Annotated in this window: 14 protein-coding genes and 2 pseudogenes; 14 read left to right on the forward strand and 2 right to left on the reverse strand. The window is 65.4% G+C overall.

Annotation, left to right across the window (positions count from 1 at the left end):
• Window positions 1–88: 88 nt before the first annotated feature.
• Both ada and B2D37_RS13990 read left to right on the forward strand, forming a co-directional pair.
• The gene (gene ada, locus B2D37_RS13985; protein WP_079204988.1) at window positions 89–1,144 is read left to right on the forward strand and encodes a bifunctional DNA-binding transcriptional regulator/O6-methylguanine-DNA methyltransferase Ada; all 1,056 of its coding nucleotides are present in this window, start codon (window positions 89–91) and stop codon (window positions 1,142–1,144) included.
• 66 nt (window positions 1,145–1,210) lie between these two features.
• Complete coding sequence (locus tag B2D37_RS13990; protein WP_079203254.1) at window positions 1,211–1,450, forward strand: hypothetical protein; 240 nt, start codon at window positions 1,211–1,213, stop codon at window positions 1,448–1,450.
• Between the two features lie 176 nt (window positions 1,451–1,626).
• Here B2D37_RS13990 and B2D37_RS13995 read toward each other — a convergent pair whose 3' ends face one another.
• Window positions 1,627–2,904 (reverse strand): acetyl-CoA C-acetyltransferase, encoded by a 1,278-nt coding sequence (locus tag B2D37_RS13995; RefSeq protein WP_079203255.1) that lies wholly within the window; start codon window positions 2,902–2,904, stop codon window positions 1,627–1,629.
• Window positions 2,905–3,167: 263 nt separating this feature from the next.
• On the opposite strand from B2D37_RS13995, the gene B2D37_RS14000 reads away from it, so the two are divergent.
• From B2D37_RS14000 to B2D37_RS14035, 8 genes and pseudogenes are all read left to right on the forward strand, one after another.
• Entirely contained in the window at window positions 3,168–4,523 is a 1,356-nt protein-coding gene (locus B2D37_RS14000; protein ID WP_079203256.1) for a 3-oxoacyl-ACP reductase, read from the forward strand.
• A gap of 61 nt (window positions 4,524–4,584) precedes the next feature.
• Complete coding sequence (locus tag B2D37_RS14005) at window positions 4,585–5,439, forward strand: MaoC/PaaZ C-terminal domain-containing protein (RefSeq protein ID WP_079203257.1); 855 nt, start codon at window positions 4,585–4,587, stop codon at window positions 5,437–5,439.
• Between the two features lie 103 nt (window positions 5,440–5,542).
• Window positions 5,543–5,848, forward strand: coding sequence for a nucleotide pyrophosphohydrolase (locus B2D37_RS14010; RefSeq protein WP_079203258.1), 306 nt, complete (start codon window positions 5,543–5,545; stop codon window positions 5,846–5,848).
• Window positions 5,845–6,594 (forward strand): methyltransferase, encoded by a 750-nt coding sequence (locus tag B2D37_RS14015; RefSeq protein WP_079203259.1) that lies wholly within the window; start codon window positions 5,845–5,847, stop codon window positions 6,592–6,594. Before B2D37_RS14010 ends, B2D37_RS14015 begins: the two co-directional genes overlap by 4 nt.
• Before the next feature lie 12 nt (window positions 6,595–6,606).
• A complete protein-coding gene (locus tag B2D37_RS14020; RefSeq protein WP_079203260.1) occupies window positions 6,607–7,203 on the forward strand; it encodes a DUF4136 domain-containing protein in 597 nt (198 codons plus the stop codon).
• 69 nt (window positions 7,204–7,272) lie between these two features.
• A pseudogene (locus tag B2D37_RS14025) lies at window positions 7,273–7,844 on the forward strand (DUF4136 domain-containing protein).
• 118 nt (window positions 7,845–7,962) lie between these two features.
• Window positions 7,963–8,451 (forward strand): GNAT family N-acetyltransferase, encoded by a 489-nt coding sequence (locus tag B2D37_RS14030; protein WP_079203261.1) that lies wholly within the window; start codon window positions 7,963–7,965, stop codon window positions 8,449–8,451.
• Between the two features lie 80 nt (window positions 8,452–8,531).
• Window positions 8,532–8,981 (forward strand): DMT family transporter, encoded by a 450-nt coding sequence (locus tag B2D37_RS14035; protein WP_079203262.1) that lies wholly within the window; start codon window positions 8,532–8,534, stop codon window positions 8,979–8,981.
• Window positions 8,982–8,994: 13 nt separating this feature from the next.
• Here the strand turns inward: B2D37_RS14035 and B2D37_RS14040 are convergent, their stop codons facing one another.
• Window positions 8,995–9,927 (reverse strand): SdiA-regulated domain-containing protein, encoded by a 933-nt coding sequence (locus B2D37_RS14040; protein ID WP_079203263.1) that lies wholly within the window; start codon window positions 9,925–9,927, stop codon window positions 8,995–8,997.
• A gap of 615 nt (window positions 9,928–10,542) precedes the next feature.
• Here B2D37_RS14040 and B2D37_RS14045 point away from each other — a divergent pair.
• The 4 genes and pseudogenes from B2D37_RS14045 to B2D37_RS14060 all read left to right on the forward strand — a co-directional run bounded on the left by B2D37_RS14045 (window position 10,543) and on the right by B2D37_RS14060 (window position 14,450).
• Window positions 10,543–12,029 (forward strand): annotated as a pseudogene (locus B2D37_RS14045) (SulP family inorganic anion transporter).
• Window positions 12,030–12,040: 11 nt separating this feature from the next.
• Window positions 12,041–12,892 (forward strand): universal stress protein, encoded by an 852-nt coding sequence (locus B2D37_RS14050; protein ID WP_079203264.1) that lies wholly within the window; start codon window positions 12,041–12,043, stop codon window positions 12,890–12,892.
• 82 nt (window positions 12,893–12,974) lie between these two features.
• Window positions 12,975–13,139, forward strand: coding sequence for a hypothetical protein (locus B2D37_RS14055; RefSeq protein WP_177345226.1), 165 nt, complete (start codon window positions 12,975–12,977; stop codon window positions 13,137–13,139).
• 189 nt (window positions 13,140–13,328) lie between these two features.
• A complete protein-coding gene (locus B2D37_RS14060) occupies window positions 13,329–14,450 on the forward strand; it encodes a GGDEF domain-containing protein (RefSeq protein ID WP_079203265.1) in 1,122 nt (373 codons plus the stop codon).
• Window positions 14,451–14,636 lie beyond the last annotated feature (186 nt).

The following is a 14,636-nucleotide window of genomic DNA, read 5'->3' on the forward strand; positions in this document are numbered from 1 at the left end:
ATCCAACGGCAGATTTGAAAGCGCAATTCGCCTTGGCCTGCGCGGCGCAAGGGTCGACAATCGACTCATCATCCTGCGGAGCCGCGCCATGCTCGACACCGACCTTTGCTGGCAAGCCGTCTGCGCGCGCGATGCCGCACGCGATAACCAGTTCGTCTTCGCCGTGCGCTCCACCGGTATCTACTGCCGACCGAGCTGCCCGGCGCGGCGGCCGCGTCGCGACAACGTCAGCTTTCATGTCACCCCGGCGAGCGCCGAAGCGGCAGGGTTTCGCCCGTGCAAACGCTGCTCCCCGCAGGGCATCAGTCCGGCCGAACAGCTCGATCAACTGGTCGCCGCCGCCTGCCGCCTGCTGGTCGAACAGGACAAAACGCCCACCCTCGAACAGCTCGCCGCGCGCATCGGCCTATCGTCCTCGCACCTGGCTCGCGCGTTCAAGGCGCGCACCGGACTGACGCCAAAGGCCTGGGCCAATGCCCAGCGTCGCGCGCAGCTGGAGGCCAACTTGGCGCAGGCCGAGTCGGTGCTGGATGCCGCGCTGGCCGCCGGTTACTCCGACACCAGGGCGCTGTATCAACACCGCGACGGCTTGAGCCCCGCGCAACGCCGCCGCCAGGCCGCCGGCGAAACCCTGCGTTATGCCATCGCCGCCTGCCCGCTCGGCCAGCTACTGCTGGCCAGCAGCGCCAAGGGCGTCTGCGCCCTGCTGTTTGGCGACAGCCCCGAGGACGTGGAAAGCGAGTTGCGCCAGCGCTTCGCCGCCGCCCACCTGCAACGCGACGATGCCGGCCTGGGCAACTGGCTGCAGCAGATCATCAACCAAATCGAAACCCCCCAGCGCGCCGCACAGCTGCCACTGGACTTGCGCGGCACGGTGTTTCAGCAACAGGTGTGGCGCGCGCTGCGACAAATCCCCGTCGGCCAGACCCGCGGCTATGGCGAACTGGCCGCCAGCATCGGCAGCCACCCACGCGCCGTGGCGCGGGCCTGCGCGAGCAATCCACTGGGCCTGCTGATACCGTGCCATCGAGTGGTCGCCGCCACCGGCGCCCTGGGCGGCTATCGCTGGGGCGTGGAGCGCAAGGCAGCGCTGCTGGAAGGCGAACGGGCCGGCGGCCACACGCCCGAACCCGCGGCGAGCTGAATCATCCGGGGAAATCGCAGCCGATTCGGTTGTCTGAGCTTAAACAGGCCCTTGGAGAATCCCGCCATGCATGAATTGAAGCACTACCAGGTCGACTATCACATCAACGGTCACCCCGCCGCCCTCACTCTCGACGAATTCAACGAACCCACCTTCGACCAGGTGCGCCTACATCTGCTGCACAAGCACACCGACGAGCTACGCATGGTGGAAGACGCCCCCTGGGAGCAGAACCTGCGCTCCAGCCTGGATCGCCGGGCCGATGAAGTGGGCCTCAGCGATATCCACATCCACCTCCTCGACTAAAAGCGTATGAAAAAACTCCCACCTGCGTAAGCCGAGAGGCATCGCTTCGCTCGACGGCATCCTGCGTATCGAGCGGCGCGTGGGCCTGCCGGAGCACATTCGTTCGCAATAGGGTGATGGGCTGGCCCTTCGATCGCGAATCAATGCGCCCCCACAACCCGTCGTACTTACCGGTTTCAGCGCTCCAGGATAGCCGTCACTCCCTGACCGCCGGCGGCGCAGATTGAGATCAGCCCGCGCCCCTCACCTGCCACCGCAAGCAGCTTGGCCAGGTTGGCGACGATGCGCCCACCGGTGGCGGCGAACGGGTGGCCGGCGGCCAGCGAGCTGCCCTTGACGTTCATCTTGCTGCGGTCGATGGCGCCCAGCGGTTTGCTCAGGCCCAGGCGGGTCTTGCAGTACTCGGCGTCTTCCCAGGCCTTGAGGGTGCAGAGCACTTGCGCGGCGAAGGCTTCGTGGATCTCGTAGTAGTCGAAATCCTGCAGGCTCAGGTTATTGCGCGCCAGCAGGCGCGGCACGGCATAGACCGGCGCCATTAGCAGGCCTTCGGCGCCGTTGACGAAGTCCACCGCCGCCGCTTCGCCATCCTTGAGGTAGGCGAGAACCGGCAGGCCACGGGCCTTGGCCCAGTCTTCGCTGGCCAGCAGCACCAGCGAGGCACCATCGGTCAGCGGGGTGGAATTGGCGGCGGTCAGGGTGCCGCGCGGACCCCGCTCGAACACCGGCTTGAGGCTGGCCAGCTTGGCGAGATCGATGTCTGGGCGCAGGTTCTGGTCGCGGGTCAGGCCATTGAAGGGCGTGATCAGGTCGCTGTGCCAGCCTTCGGCATAGGCCGCGGCCAGCTTCTGGTGGCTGGCGACGGCCAGCAGGTCCTGTTCGTCACGCGGGATGGCCCAGGTTTGCGCCATCAGTTCGCAGTGCTCGCCCATCGACAACCCGGTGCGCGGTTCGCTGTTGCGCGGCAGCGACGGTAGCAGATGACGCGGACGCAGCTTGAGCAGGGTCTTCAGCTTGTCACCGGTGGTCTTGCCGCGATTGGCCTCCAGGAGAACCTGCCGCAACCCTTCGCTGACCCCGATCGGCGCGTCGGAGGTGGTGTCCACCCCGCCGGCGATGCCGCACTCGATCTGCCCGAGGGCGATCTTGTTGGCCACCAGCAAGGCCGCCTCCAGACCGGTGCCACAGGCTTGCTGCAGGTCATAGGCCGGGGTTTGCGCCGCCAGACGCGAACCGAGCACGCATTCGCGCGTCAGGTTGAAATCGCGCGAATGCTTGAGCACCGCGCCGGCGACTACCTCGCCCATGCGCTCGCCATGCAGGTTGAAGCGCTCGATCAGGCCTTCCAGGGCGCTGGTCAGCATCTCCTGATTGCTTGCCGTGGCGTAGGCCGCATTGGAGCGGGCGAAGGGAATACGGTTGCCGCCGACGATGGCGACCCGACGCAGCTGGGTCATGCTGGACTCCTTGCAAAATGAATGAGCTAGGCACAAGGCTAGCTTAGTGGCCGGTGCAACTAGCTCAATGATCAATTACGGCGCCTTGGCTCGAAACATAAGCCATCGGAACTTAGTTCATCCGAACGTGAGCGAAGCCACTGGCCGTAGCGGCCACTAGCGCCTATAAACCACAGGGGCCGGCTCGCCAGCCAGCCGAGCCATGCAACCCGCGGCCGAGTCCTGTGGTCCACTATTGGAGTCAGCCACCTGGAGCCCGTTCCATGTCCGATCGATATCTTGCCTTCGCCAACACCACAGCCGGCCGCCGTCTGGTCGCCACGCTCGGCCTGCCCGCGCCCCTGCCCCTAGAGCGTTGGCGCGGCGGGCGCACTCGGCCGATCGACGGCGCCCTGCTACTCGGCGGCGAGGGGACGTTGAACGAGGCCGTAGTGCCGTTCGCCGATAAACTCACCGATGCGCTGTACGCCGCCCACGAAGGCCAGCACGCGCTGCCGCGCTGGACCGCCGAGCATGGGCCAACGCTCAAGGCGCTGCTGTTCGATGCCAGCGGCCTGACCCGTTTCGAACAGCTGATCGCGCTGCGCGACTTCTTCCAGCCGACCTTCAAGGGCCTGGCGAATTGCCCACGCGTGGTACTGCTGGGACGCGCCCCGGAGTCGTTGAAAGACCCGATAGCGGCCAGCGTGCAGCGCTCGCTGGAAGGCTTCAGCCGCTCGCTGGGCAAGGAGATCCGCCACGGCGGCAGCGTCCAGCTGATCTATGTCGGCAAGGGCGCCGAGGATCAACTGGAAGGCGCATTGCGCTTCTTCCTCTCACCCAAGAGTGCCTACGTGTCCGGCCAGGTGGTGCGCCTCGGCCGCTGCAGCGAACAGGTCAAGGACTGGACCCGCCCACTCGCCGGCAAGAAGGCCCTGGTCACCGGCGCCTCACGCGGCATAGGCGCGGCGATTGCCGAGACCCTGGCGCGCGACGGCGCCGAGGTCGTGCTGCTGGACGTGCCGGCGGTCAAGGACGCCCTCGATGCGCTGGCCGCACGCCTGGGCGGGCGCGGCGTGGCGCTGGACATCTGCGCCGAGGACGCGCCTGCGCAACTGGTCGCGGCCCTGGCCGATGGCGTGGACATCGTCGTGCATAACGCCGGCATCACCCGCGACAAGACCCTGGCGAAGATGAGCGAGGGCTTCTGGAACGCGGTGATCGACGTCAATCTCAAGGCCCCGCAACTGCTGACCCGGGCGCTGCTGGATGCCGGCACCCTGCAGGACAACGGCCGCGTAGTGCTGATCGCTTCGATCAGCGGCATCGCCGGCAACCTCGGCCAGAGCAATTACGCCACCAGCAAGGCCGGGGTGATCGGCCTGGCTCAGGCCCTGGCACCGGCACTGGGCAAGCGAGGCATCAGCATCAACGCGGTGGCGCCCGGTTTCATCGAAACCCAGATGACCGCCGCAATCCCCTTCACCCTACGCGAGGCCGGCCGGCGGATGAATTCCATGGGCCAGGGCGGCCTGCCCCAGGACGTCGCCGAAGCCGTGGCCTGGTTAGCCCAACCCGGCTCCGGCGCACTGAGCGGACAAGTGCTGCGGGTCTGTGGGCAAAGCCTGCTGGGGGCCTGATGCGCTGCTCATCCGCCCCAGCGCTTGCCCACTGGGATTGCTCACGCAGAGGAGTTCACGCATGACCCACGACTGGCACGATCTGCTCGCCCCATCGGCCCTGCCTGGCCTGTTCGCGCGCGCCCTGTTGCGCCGCGGCGTCACCGGTAAAACCCTGCCGAGCCATGGTCTGCGCTGCCAGATCAGCGTCGACCCCGAACACCTGACGGCTTACCGGCAGATCTGCGGCTTCGCCGACAATGGTCTGCTGCCGCCGACCTATCCGCACCTGCTGGCCTTCGCCCTGCAGCTGCAGTTGCTGACCGACAAGCGCTTCCCCTTCCCCCTGCTCGGCCTGGTTCACCTGGAGAATCAGATTCGTGTGCTGCGCCCGCTGGGCGGCCTGGGACCGTTCAATGTCAGCGTGCAGGTGGAGAACCTGCAGGCCCATGAAAAAGGCGCGCAGTTCAGCCTGATCACCCGCCTGGAAGACCAGCTCGGCCTGCTCTGGCAAGGCGATAGCCGCATCCTCTGTCGCGCCGTGCACCTCGATGGCCCGGTGGCCACCCGCGAGGAGCAGGGCGAACTGCCGCTGACCACCATCGCCCACTGGCAGGCGCCCAGCGACATCGGCCGGCGTTACGCGAAAATCGCCGGCGACTACAACCCGATCCACCTGTTCGGCGTGACCGCCAAGCTGTTCGGTTTCCCCCGCGCCATCGCCCACGGCTTATGGAACAAGGGCCGCACCCTGGCCGAGCTGGGCGAACGCCTGCCCAGCGCCGGTTATCAGGTGCAGGTGCGCTTTCACAAGCCGGTACTGCTGCCCAGCTCGCTCAGCTTGCTGGCCAGCGCCAAGGCGCCCAGTGGCCAGTTTCAACTGCGCGGTCAGGACGACTTGGCGCATATGGCCGGCAGCTGGCGAGCGCTGGTCTAGCCATCCGCCGCGGGTTTCGCCGGCATGCCGCGCGGATCGGCGCTGCGCCGGCTTGCACGGTGGCGACTTCCAGCCGAAGCTATGCGGCTTGAAGGAGCTGCCCATGAACCTCACCGAACTCACCGCCCGCCTGCACACCATCCGCGACCAGAACGACTGGCGACAATTCCACAGCCCGAAGAACCTGGCCATGGCCGCCAGCGTGGAGATGGCCGAGCTGGTGGAAATTTTCCAGTGGCTGAGCGAAGAGCAGTCGCGCCAGCTCACCCCGGAACAACTGGCGCATGCCGGCCAGGAGGTCGGCGACATCGTGCTCTACCTGCTGCTGATGTGCAGCGAACTGGGGATCGACATGCAGCAGGCGGTACGGGCCAAGCTGGCCGATAGCGAACGGCGTTTCAGCAAATGACCGATCGACATTTCGACGAACTGGCGACCCGCTTCGCCGAGAAGATTTACGGCGGGGCCAAGGGCGCGATTCGCCTGGCGGTGCTCCAAGCCGACCTCGCCGAAGCCCTGCCGGATCGACCGCTACGGGTGCTGGATATCGGCGCCGGGCTCGGTCATATGTCGCTGTGGCTGGCCGAACGCGGCCATCAAGTGACCCTGGCCGAGCCGGCCGAGCCGATGCTGGCCGGCGCCCGCGAGCGCTTCGCCGCCGCCGGACAAGCGGCGACCTTCATCCAGGCGCCCTGGCAGGAACTGCTCGGCCAGCTCGAGCAACCCTACGACCTGGTGATCTGTCACGCGGTGCTGGAGTGGCTGGCTGAACCGTCGGCCATTCTGCCCGTGCTGCACCAACTCTGCGCACCGGGCGGCTGGTTGTCGCTGGCCTTTTACAACAAGGACGCGCTGATCTACCGCAACCTGCTCAAGGGCCACTTCCGCAAGCTGCGCAAGGCCGAGTTCGCCGGCGAGAAGCAGAGCCTGACGCCACAGCGACCGATCGATCCGCGCGAGCTGGCGACGCAACTCGAGGCGTCTTGGCAGGTCGAAAGTCACAGTGGCATCCGCGTGTTCCATGACTACATGCCCCGTGATTTTCAGCTCAAGGCCGAGCTGATCGACCTGCTGGAAATGGAGCTGGCCTACCGCCGCCACCCAAGCTTTGCCGGCCTGGGTCGCTACCTGCACTGGATCTGCCGACCGCGCTGAAGGGAGGTATCGATGAACCGCATGGCGCTGCTGATGTGCCTGGGCCTGGCCGCCTGCCAGAGCCAGAACCCCTATACGGCGCAGTCCAATCCGCTGCCGCCGGCCCCTGCGCAGGCCGCCAGCCGGGTGGATCTCAGCGCCTACCCGGCGCCTGCGCGCGATTATGCGCGCTACCGCAATTGGGCCTGGCGCGATGGTCGGCAGCCGGCAGGCAGCGCCTGGGCCAGTTCGGCTCTGGTGCAGGAGGCGCTGAGCAATGCCCTCGATCAGCGCGGCCTGCGCCCGGCCCAACCTGGCAGCGCCGGCGACCTTGAAGTCAGCTCCGAGCTGCGGCTGGAGCGGCGCATGCGTCAGGTCCGCGAGGACTACGGCGGCTACTACGGCCACGGCCGCCACTGGGACGGCTACGGCCTGCAGGGCAGCGCGCCGCTGGTGCGCACCTATGAGGAAGAAGTGCTGATAGTACGCATCGACCTGTTCGACGCTCAGGACGGCCAGCCAGTGTGGAGCGGCAGCGCGCAAGTGCTCAGCGCTGGCAGCCAGGCCGAGCGCGCCACCGCGCTACGTGAGGCCCTGCAACGGGCTCTGGAGAATTACCCGCCCAGCTGATACACCCACACAACGGCTCTGGGCTCACGCACCGGCGTGCATTCAACCGAGGGCTTCGGAGGTTAGATCATGCGTTTGCACCTGTTGCTGATTCCCGCGCTGCTCTTGCTCGGCGCCTGCCAAACCACCCAGCTCAATCGCGACTTCGACCCCAATCGCGACTTCGCCGCCTACCGCAGCTGGAGCTGGCAGGAACCGGCCGTGCAATACCGCCCCGACGACCCGCGGATCAACAGCGACCTGACCGAACAGCGCCTGCGCACGGCGGTCAGCGAACAGCTCGATCAACACGGCCTGCGCCCGGCCCCGACAACACCCCGGCCGACCTCAAGGTACAGGCCTGGGTGATCGTCGATAACCGCCAGCAGCAGATCAGCAGCGGCTACGGCGGCGGTTGGGGGGCTGGCTGGGGCAATCAGTGGGGCGGTGTCTGGGGCGGCCCGGCCTATGTCGAAACCCGCACCGTGGATTATCAAGTCGGCACCCTGCAGATCGACCTGTTCGACGGCAAGGACGGCAAGCTGGTATGGCGTGGCAGCGCCGAACAAACCCTGCGCCGTAGCCAGGCGAGCCCGACTGAACGCAGCGCAGCGCTGCGTGAGACGGTGGTCAAGGTACTCAGCCAATACCCACCGCGTTAACAGTGCCTCCGACCGGTTTGGCCATGGCCGCGCCTGTCGAGGCGCGCTCCTCCAGACACGCTTTGGCTCTGCGCAATCAAGCTACCTTAACGCTATGCCCCGCTCACCAGGACGCCCGATGAATCAGCCCGCAACGCTTAGCCACCGCTCCGCCAGCGCCGCCGACCTGAGCGCCATAGTCGCGTTCCCGCAGAGCGCGCAGGAGCTGTTCTTTGCCTACCCGAAGGCTGGCTGGCCACTCAGCGTCGGTCAGTTGGCCGCAGCCATGGCCGAGCGCCGCGACAGCACCGTGGTGCTGCTGAATGGTCAAGTGGCCGGTTTCGCCAATTTCTACCAGTGGCAGCATGGCGACTTCTGCGCCCTCGGCAACCTGATGGTCGCACCCTGGGCGCGTGGCCAGGGCGTGGCGAGCTATCTGCTGACAGTGATGGAGCAGTTGGCGCGCGACCACTACCAGGCCACGCGCATGCAGGTGTCCTGCTTCAACGCCAACAGCGCCGGGCTACTGCTCTACCCCAAGCACGGCTATCAACTCAGCGGTGTGGTCGAGCGCCGCGATGCGCAAGGCGCGCGGGTGGCCTTGATTCAATTCGGCAAGGCGCTGTAAGGCAAAACCCGGGCTCGTTCACCCTGACGGAACAGACAGCTTTTCCGGCATACTTGCCTGCCCGCGCCTTGGAGATACCCATGCCCGCCCCGATCTGGTGGTTACTCGCCCTGCCCTTTCTCGCCGGCGCCTGCCTGCCGCTGCAAGCAGGGATCAACGGCCAGTTGGCCAAGCACGTGTCCAGCACACTCAGCGCCGCCTTGATCTCCTTTCTGGTCGGCAGCCTGGCCCTGTTGCTGATGGTCCTGCTCCAGCGCGAAGCACCCAGCCTCAGCGCCCTCAAGGGGCTGACCTGGTGGCATTGGAGCGGCGGCCTGCTCGGCGCCTTCTTCATCTTCATCGCCGCCTTCGCCGGGCCGCGTATCGGCGCCCTGCTGCTGATGGCGCTGGTCCTGGTCGGCCAGCTGAGCATGGCCCTGACCCTGGATCATTTCGGTTGGGCCGGTTTTCGCGAAGCACCGGTCAGCCTCGGCAAGATCGGCGGTTTGCTGCTGATCGTGGCCGGCATCTGGCTGATCAGGCGCGGCTAAACGGCCGCCGCAATCACTTGCGCTCGAATTTGTAGAACAGATTGGGCTCACTGACCAGATACAGGTTGCCGCGGTCGTCCAGGGTCATGCCTTCGCCCTGCGGCACGCTGTCTTGCAGGCCGGCGAAGCCGCCGAGCAGCGAGCGGAAGCTGATCAGCTTGCCCTGGTCGTCAAGCTCCATCAACACCTTAGACTCATCGCTGAGCAAGACCAGATGGCCGGTCTGCTCGTCGTAATGCACCGAGGACAGGTCGGTGGCGAAGATATTCTTGAGCCATTCCTCGCGGTCGATCACTTCGAGGTTGAAGTCGCCCTCGATGCTCGCTTTCAGCCCGCGGATTTCATAGAGCTTGCGCGGCGACCGCTCCTTGACCACGAACAGCCGGTCACCGCCGCGGTCGTAGCCGGCACCCTCGAAACCCTGATTGTCGCCCGCCTCGACCCCCAAGGTCAGCGCCTGGTAATCCTGGCGAAACAAGGCCCCGGGCTGGTCCGGCACCTCGACCACCACCAGCGCCTGGTTACGCTCCTCGGCCAACAACAGCAGGTTGTCACCCAGGTAGGTGATGCCCTCCACATCGCTGAAACCACTCAGCGGATAACGGGCCAGGACCTCGCCGTCCGTGCTCAGGGCGAGCAGCTCTTCCGGGTTGTTGACTACCGCCCAAAGCTGGTTGCGGCGCTCGTCATAGGTCAAGCCGGAGAGGTTATCGCTGACACCCGGTACGGCCTTGGCGTCGATCCGCACCTGGTATTTCGGCAACCACAGGCTGTGGTCTTGCCACTCGCTTGCGTGCCAGGAGGTCTGGATCCAGAAGTACAAGCGATCATCCAGGTGCAAGCTGCGCACCTGGTAAACCAGGCTCAGCAGGACCAGCAGCAGCGCCCATTGCCATGGGCTTAAGGCAGACAGCCGTCCTAGCATCCCCTTGGCAGTTGACATCATCGACGGTCACTCTCGCGTGCAGATGGGAAGAGGCAGTCTGCCCCGCAATTGTTGCAATCCGCGCGGCTCATAGGTGGTGGAAATATCGAGCGCCGTCACGAGAGCGCCTCCGGGCGTTTGCGGCAAGGTGCGGCAAGCAAAAACCGGGGGAGTTTAGTCAGCCAAATGACTCCGATTTTTGTGTCGCGCAACGTCCGCAGCGGGCGCCTGCAGACGCTCGCAGTAGGCGAGAGTTTTTTCACAACCTCGCAGAAGCCCGCAGGCGCGTAGGATTCGAACATGCCGCACCGGGCAAGTTCCGCCTCATGCCGCAGATCGCCTGGCGGGATGCGCCCATGACTTCCGGTTATGTTAAAGTGCACGCCCTTTTTGCTTGCATGGATAGAGACAGGTCGTCATGACGCTGGCCCAACCATTACGCTGGCTGCCTAAGCCGCCTTAGCGTTACGCCCCTCCTGCATTGCCTCGCCGGTTTCCCGGTCGCTTAGCTGTGCGCTCTTGCGTAGCCGAACACTGCTCGGTCATGCACCTGTTTTACTTTTTAAATCTGCCATTCACCCAGTCCGCCCAGCGCTTTGCGCGCACCAGCGGAACCCAGCCCTTTGGGAATAAGCCATGCTGCAAAGCCTGAAAAACACCTGGTTGTTCAACATCCGCGGCGACGTGCTCGCCGGTCTGGTGGTGGCGCTGGCGCTGATCCCCGAAGCCATCGCCTTCTCGATCATCGCCGGGGTCGACCCCAAGGTCGGCCTCTATGCGTCCTTCTGTATCGCCGTGGTGATCGCCTTCGTCGGCGGCCGTCCGGGGATGATCTCCGCCGCCACCGGTGCCATGGCCCTGCTGATGGTGACCCTGGTGAAGAATCATGGTCTGGAGTACCTGCTGGCCGCTACCCTGTTGACCGGGGTGCTGCAGATCGGCGCGGGTTACCTCAAGCTGGGCTCGCTGATGCGCTTCGTCTCGCGCTCGGTAGTCACCGGCTTCGTCAACGCCCTGGCGATCCTGATCTTCATGGCCCAGCTGCCGGAGTTGACCAACGTCAGCTGGCACGTCTACGCCATGACCGCCGCCGGCCTGGGCATCATCTACCTGTTCCCCTATGTGCCGAAAATCGGCAAGATCCTGCCCTCGCCGCTGGTGTGCATCCTGGTGCTGACCGGCGTCTACATCTATACCGGCATGGATATCCGCAGCGTCGGCGACATGGGCGAGCTGCCCGACACCCTGCCGATCTTCCTCTGGCCGAACGTGCCGCTGACCTTCGAGACCCTGACGATCATCTTCCCCTACGCTGCGGCCCTGGCCGTGGTCGGCCTGCTGGAGTCGATGATGACCGCGACCATTGTCGATGACCTGACCGACACCAGCAGCGACAAGAACCGCGAGTGCAAGGGCCAGGGCGTGGCCAATATCGCCTCCGGCCTGCTCGGCGGCATGGCTGGCTGCGCGATGATCGGTCAGTCGGTGATCAACGTGAAATCCGGCGGCCGCGGCCGCCTGTCCTGCCTGACCGCCGGCGTGGTCTTGCTGCTGATGGTGGTCTTTCTCAGCGACTGGGTCAGCCAGATCCCATGGCCGCGTTGGTCGCGGTGATGATCATGGTGTCGATCGGCACCTTCAGCTGGGACTCGCTGCGCAACCTCAAGCAGTTCCCGCTGTCCACCAACATCGTCATGCTCGCCACCGTGGTGGTGGTGGTCTTCACCCATAACCTGGCCTATGGCGTGCTGGTCGGCGTGCTGCTGGCGGCGATGTTCTTCGCCAACAAGATCGGCCACTTCATGTACATCAGCTCGGAGGCCGACAACGACGGCAGCCAGCGCCGCTACAAGGTGGTCGGCCAGGTGTTTTTCAGCTCTGCCGACAAGTTCGTCGCCGCCTTTGACTTCAAGGAGGCGGTCGACAAGGTGAGCATCGACCTGTCCCCTGCCCACTTCTGGGACATCACCGCCGTCTCCGCCTTGGACAAGGTGGTACTCAAGTTCCGCCGCGAAGGCACCGACGTCGAAGTCCTCGGCCTCAACGAAGCCAGCGCCACCATCGTCGACCGCTTCGGCGTGCATGACAAACCCGATGCCGTCGACCAACTGATGGGCCACTAAAGGAGCACCGCATGACCCACGTAATGGCTTGTATCGATGGTTCGCAATCCGCCACCGGTGTCTGCGACTACGCCGCCTGGGCCAGTCAGCGCCTCGACGCACCGCTGTGCTTCCTGCATGTCCTGGATCAGGTGCAATACCCGCAGCCAAGCGACCTGTCCGGCAACATTGGCCTGGGCAGCCGCGAACACCTGCTGGCAGAACTGGCGGCACTCGACGAAAAACGCGGCAAGCTGGCCCTGGAGCAGGGCCATCACCTGCTCGAAGCGGCCAAAGCCCGGGCCATTGCCGATGGCGTGAGCAACCCGCAACTGCGCCAACGGCATGGCGACCTGGTGGAGAGCCTCGCCGAACTGCAAGCGGACATCCGCCTGCTGGTGATCGGCCGTCAGGGCGAAACCAGCGACAACCTCAGCCAACTGGTCGGCAGCCACCTGGAGAACGTGATCCGCACCGTGCAGCGGCCGATCCTGGTCAGCTGCGGCGAGTTCAAGGCGCCGCAGAGCTACCTGTTCGCCTATGACGGCAGTGCCACGGCGCGCAAAAGCATCGAGATGATCGCCGCCAGCCCGCTGCTCAAGGGCCTGCCGTGTCACCTGCTGATGGTCGGCGCCGATACCGCCGATGCCTGGGAACAGCTCAAGTCCGCCGAACGCGTGCTGCAGGGCGCGGCCAGCGAGGTGCACCTGGCGATCCGCGCCGGCGAAGTCGAACCGACCCTGCACGCCTACCAGGCCGAGCACGCCATCGACCTGCTGGCCATGGGCGCCTACGGCCACTCGCGGATTCGCCAGTTCCTGGTCGGCAGCACCACCAGCCACCTGCTGCGCACCAGCGTCAGTCCGCTGCTGATTCTGCGCTGAGTCGCCTGTAGCGCTCGGTTTTTCACACCCTCGGAGGTAGCTATATGGGCGAGGAGCTGGATCTCGCACACTGTCGTCGCCTGTGCAGCAACGCCTGGATGCGCTGCAACGGCTGATCCTAGGCGAAGAATCCTGCGCGCAGGCAGTCGAACTGGATCAGAGCAAGGTCGGCCGCCTGGCGCGCATGGATGCCCTGCAGCAACAGGCCATGCTCGATGCTACCCACGCCCGCGCGCGCGCAGCATGAGAGCACCCGCCTGCACGAGCGCTACGGCTACGGCTAATCAATTACACGCCTTGAAGCTCGACGCTGCGAGGTTGCTGTGTATTCGCTGCGCCACGGTCAATGAACGACAGCCTACGTGTTGGCAAAGTGGCGCGCCAAGCCTGACTGACGCACTATAGCCGGGCCCAGCGGTTTTTGTGGTCACACACTATGAGCAACGCCGAAGTACCCCGTGAACCCCAGACCTTTGTCCTTTGGCGCGAAGCCCAGGACACACGCATCCGTACGCGCCTGGGCGGTATCTACTACCTGCTGGCGTGGCTGCTGACCTGGCTGTTCAGCGACAACCCGACTCAGCTGCTGGCATGGGGATTGGCCGGGGTCGGCTTGTTCGCCCTGCTGTTCGCGCTGCGCCTGCTCCATCACCTGCCCGCGCAGAAGACACCGCAAACGCTGCGCACCTGGCTCGACCGCCATTGGGGATTAGTTCTGCTGACCGCGCTGGCCTGGGGCCTGGTGCATGCCTGGGCCCTCAACGATCCGGCATTTGCCAGTTCCTGGCTGGTCGCCACCCTCAGCACCATCGCCTTCAGCACGGCGCTGACCTTCAATTTCTCGATGCGCAAGGGCCGCGCCATCGTCGCCCTGCTCCTGCTCTATCTACCCGGCCTGATCGCCCTGGCCCTGGATTGGCACGAACAACACGCGATCCTGACCACCCTGGCCCTCTACTTGAGCTACCTGGTCCTGGCGCTCAACCGCAGCCACCGCGAGTACCACAACACCCTGACGCTCGAACTCGAACTGCGCGAACAACAGCAAAGCCTGGAACAACTCAGCCGCACCGACAGCCTGACCCAACTGGGCAACCGCTATCTGTTCAACAGCCTGTTTCCGGCGATGCTCGCCAACGCTCAACGCCAGGGCGAGCCGATGTCGCTGGTGCTGCTGGACATCGACTTCTTCAAGCGGGTCAATGACGAACACGGCCATACCTGCGGCGACGCCTGCCTCAGCGCCTTTGCCGAACGCATGCGCCAGGTATTCCGCCGCGGCAGCGATGCCCTGCTGCGCCTGGGTGGTGAGGAGTTCGGCGTACTGATGCCCAATACCACGCTGGAGCAGGCCAGCGTGCTGGCGGAGAGCTTTCGCCTGGAACTCACCCAACAAGGCTTCAACGTGCAGGGCATCACCCTGCCCCTGACCTCCAGCCTCGGCGTCGGCTGCTTCGATCCGCAGCGCGACGACAACGCCGAAGCCTTCTTCAAGCGCGTCGACGATGCGCTCTACATGGCCAAGGGTACGGGCCGCAACCGTCTGGTCCAGGCTTGAGCAGAAGCGCCGCTGATCGGCGACGCTCTTCAGCCCCACGCATCCCCACCGCGAGCCGCCCCCGTCCCGTAACCCGGAGGCAATCCGGTGATGCCGTTACGGCGGCGCGCTCGCGCGGATTGCGCCGACGCTGATCTGGGCCACGCATCTGTCGAGCGTGTTGCCCGGCACAGCGGCCAGCGAGCC

The sequence above is a fragment of the Pseudomonas sp. CC6-YY-74 genome (assembly GCF_002025205.1).
GTDB classification, from domain to species: Bacteria; Pseudomonadota; Gammaproteobacteria; order Pseudomonadales; family Pseudomonadaceae; genus Aquipseudomonas; species Aquipseudomonas paeninsulae.

What these genes read in the sequence shown, in the direction of transcription:
- ada (WP_079204988.1), top strand. Translation starts at nt 89, where the DNA reads ATGCTCGACACCGACCTTTGCTGGCAAGCCGTCTGCGCGCGCGATGCC.
- B2D37_RS13990 (WP_079203254.1), top strand. Translation starts at nt 1,211, where the DNA reads ATGCATGAATTGAAGCACTACCAGGTCGACTATCACATCAACGGTCAC.
- B2D37_RS13995 (WP_079203255.1), bottom strand. Translation starts at nt 2,904, where the DNA reads ATGACCCAGCTGCGTCGGGTCGCCATCGTCGGCGGCAACCGTATTCCC.
- B2D37_RS14000 (WP_079203256.1), top strand. Translation starts at nt 3,168, where the DNA reads ATGTCCGATCGATATCTTGCCTTCGCCAACACCACAGCCGGCCGCCGT.
- B2D37_RS14005 (WP_079203257.1), top strand. Translation starts at nt 4,585, where the DNA reads ATGACCCACGACTGGCACGATCTGCTCGCCCCATCGGCCCTGCCTGGC.
- B2D37_RS14010 (WP_079203258.1), top strand. Translation starts at nt 5,543, where the DNA reads ATGAACCTCACCGAACTCACCGCCCGCCTGCACACCATCCGCGACCAG.
- B2D37_RS14015 (WP_079203259.1), top strand. Translation starts at nt 5,845, where the DNA reads ATGACCGATCGACATTTCGACGAACTGGCGACCCGCTTCGCCGAGAAG.
- B2D37_RS14020 (WP_079203260.1), top strand. Translation starts at nt 6,607, where the DNA reads ATGAACCGCATGGCGCTGCTGATGTGCCTGGGCCTGGCCGCCTGCCAG.
- B2D37_RS14030 (WP_079203261.1), top strand. Translation starts at nt 7,963, where the DNA reads ATGAATCAGCCCGCAACGCTTAGCCACCGCTCCGCCAGCGCCGCCGAC.
- B2D37_RS14035 (WP_079203262.1), top strand. Translation starts at nt 8,532, where the DNA reads ATGCCCGCCCCGATCTGGTGGTTACTCGCCCTGCCCTTTCTCGCCGGC.
- B2D37_RS14040 (WP_079203263.1), bottom strand. Translation starts at nt 9,927, where the DNA reads ATGATGTCAACTGCCAAGGGGATGCTAGGACGGCTGTCTGCCTTAAGC.
- B2D37_RS14050 (WP_079203264.1), top strand. Translation starts at nt 12,041, where the DNA reads ATGACCCACGTAATGGCTTGTATCGATGGTTCGCAATCCGCCACCGGT.
- B2D37_RS14060 (WP_079203265.1), top strand. Translation starts at nt 13,329, where the DNA reads ATGAGCAACGCCGAAGTACCCCGTGAACCCCAGACCTTTGTCCTTTGG.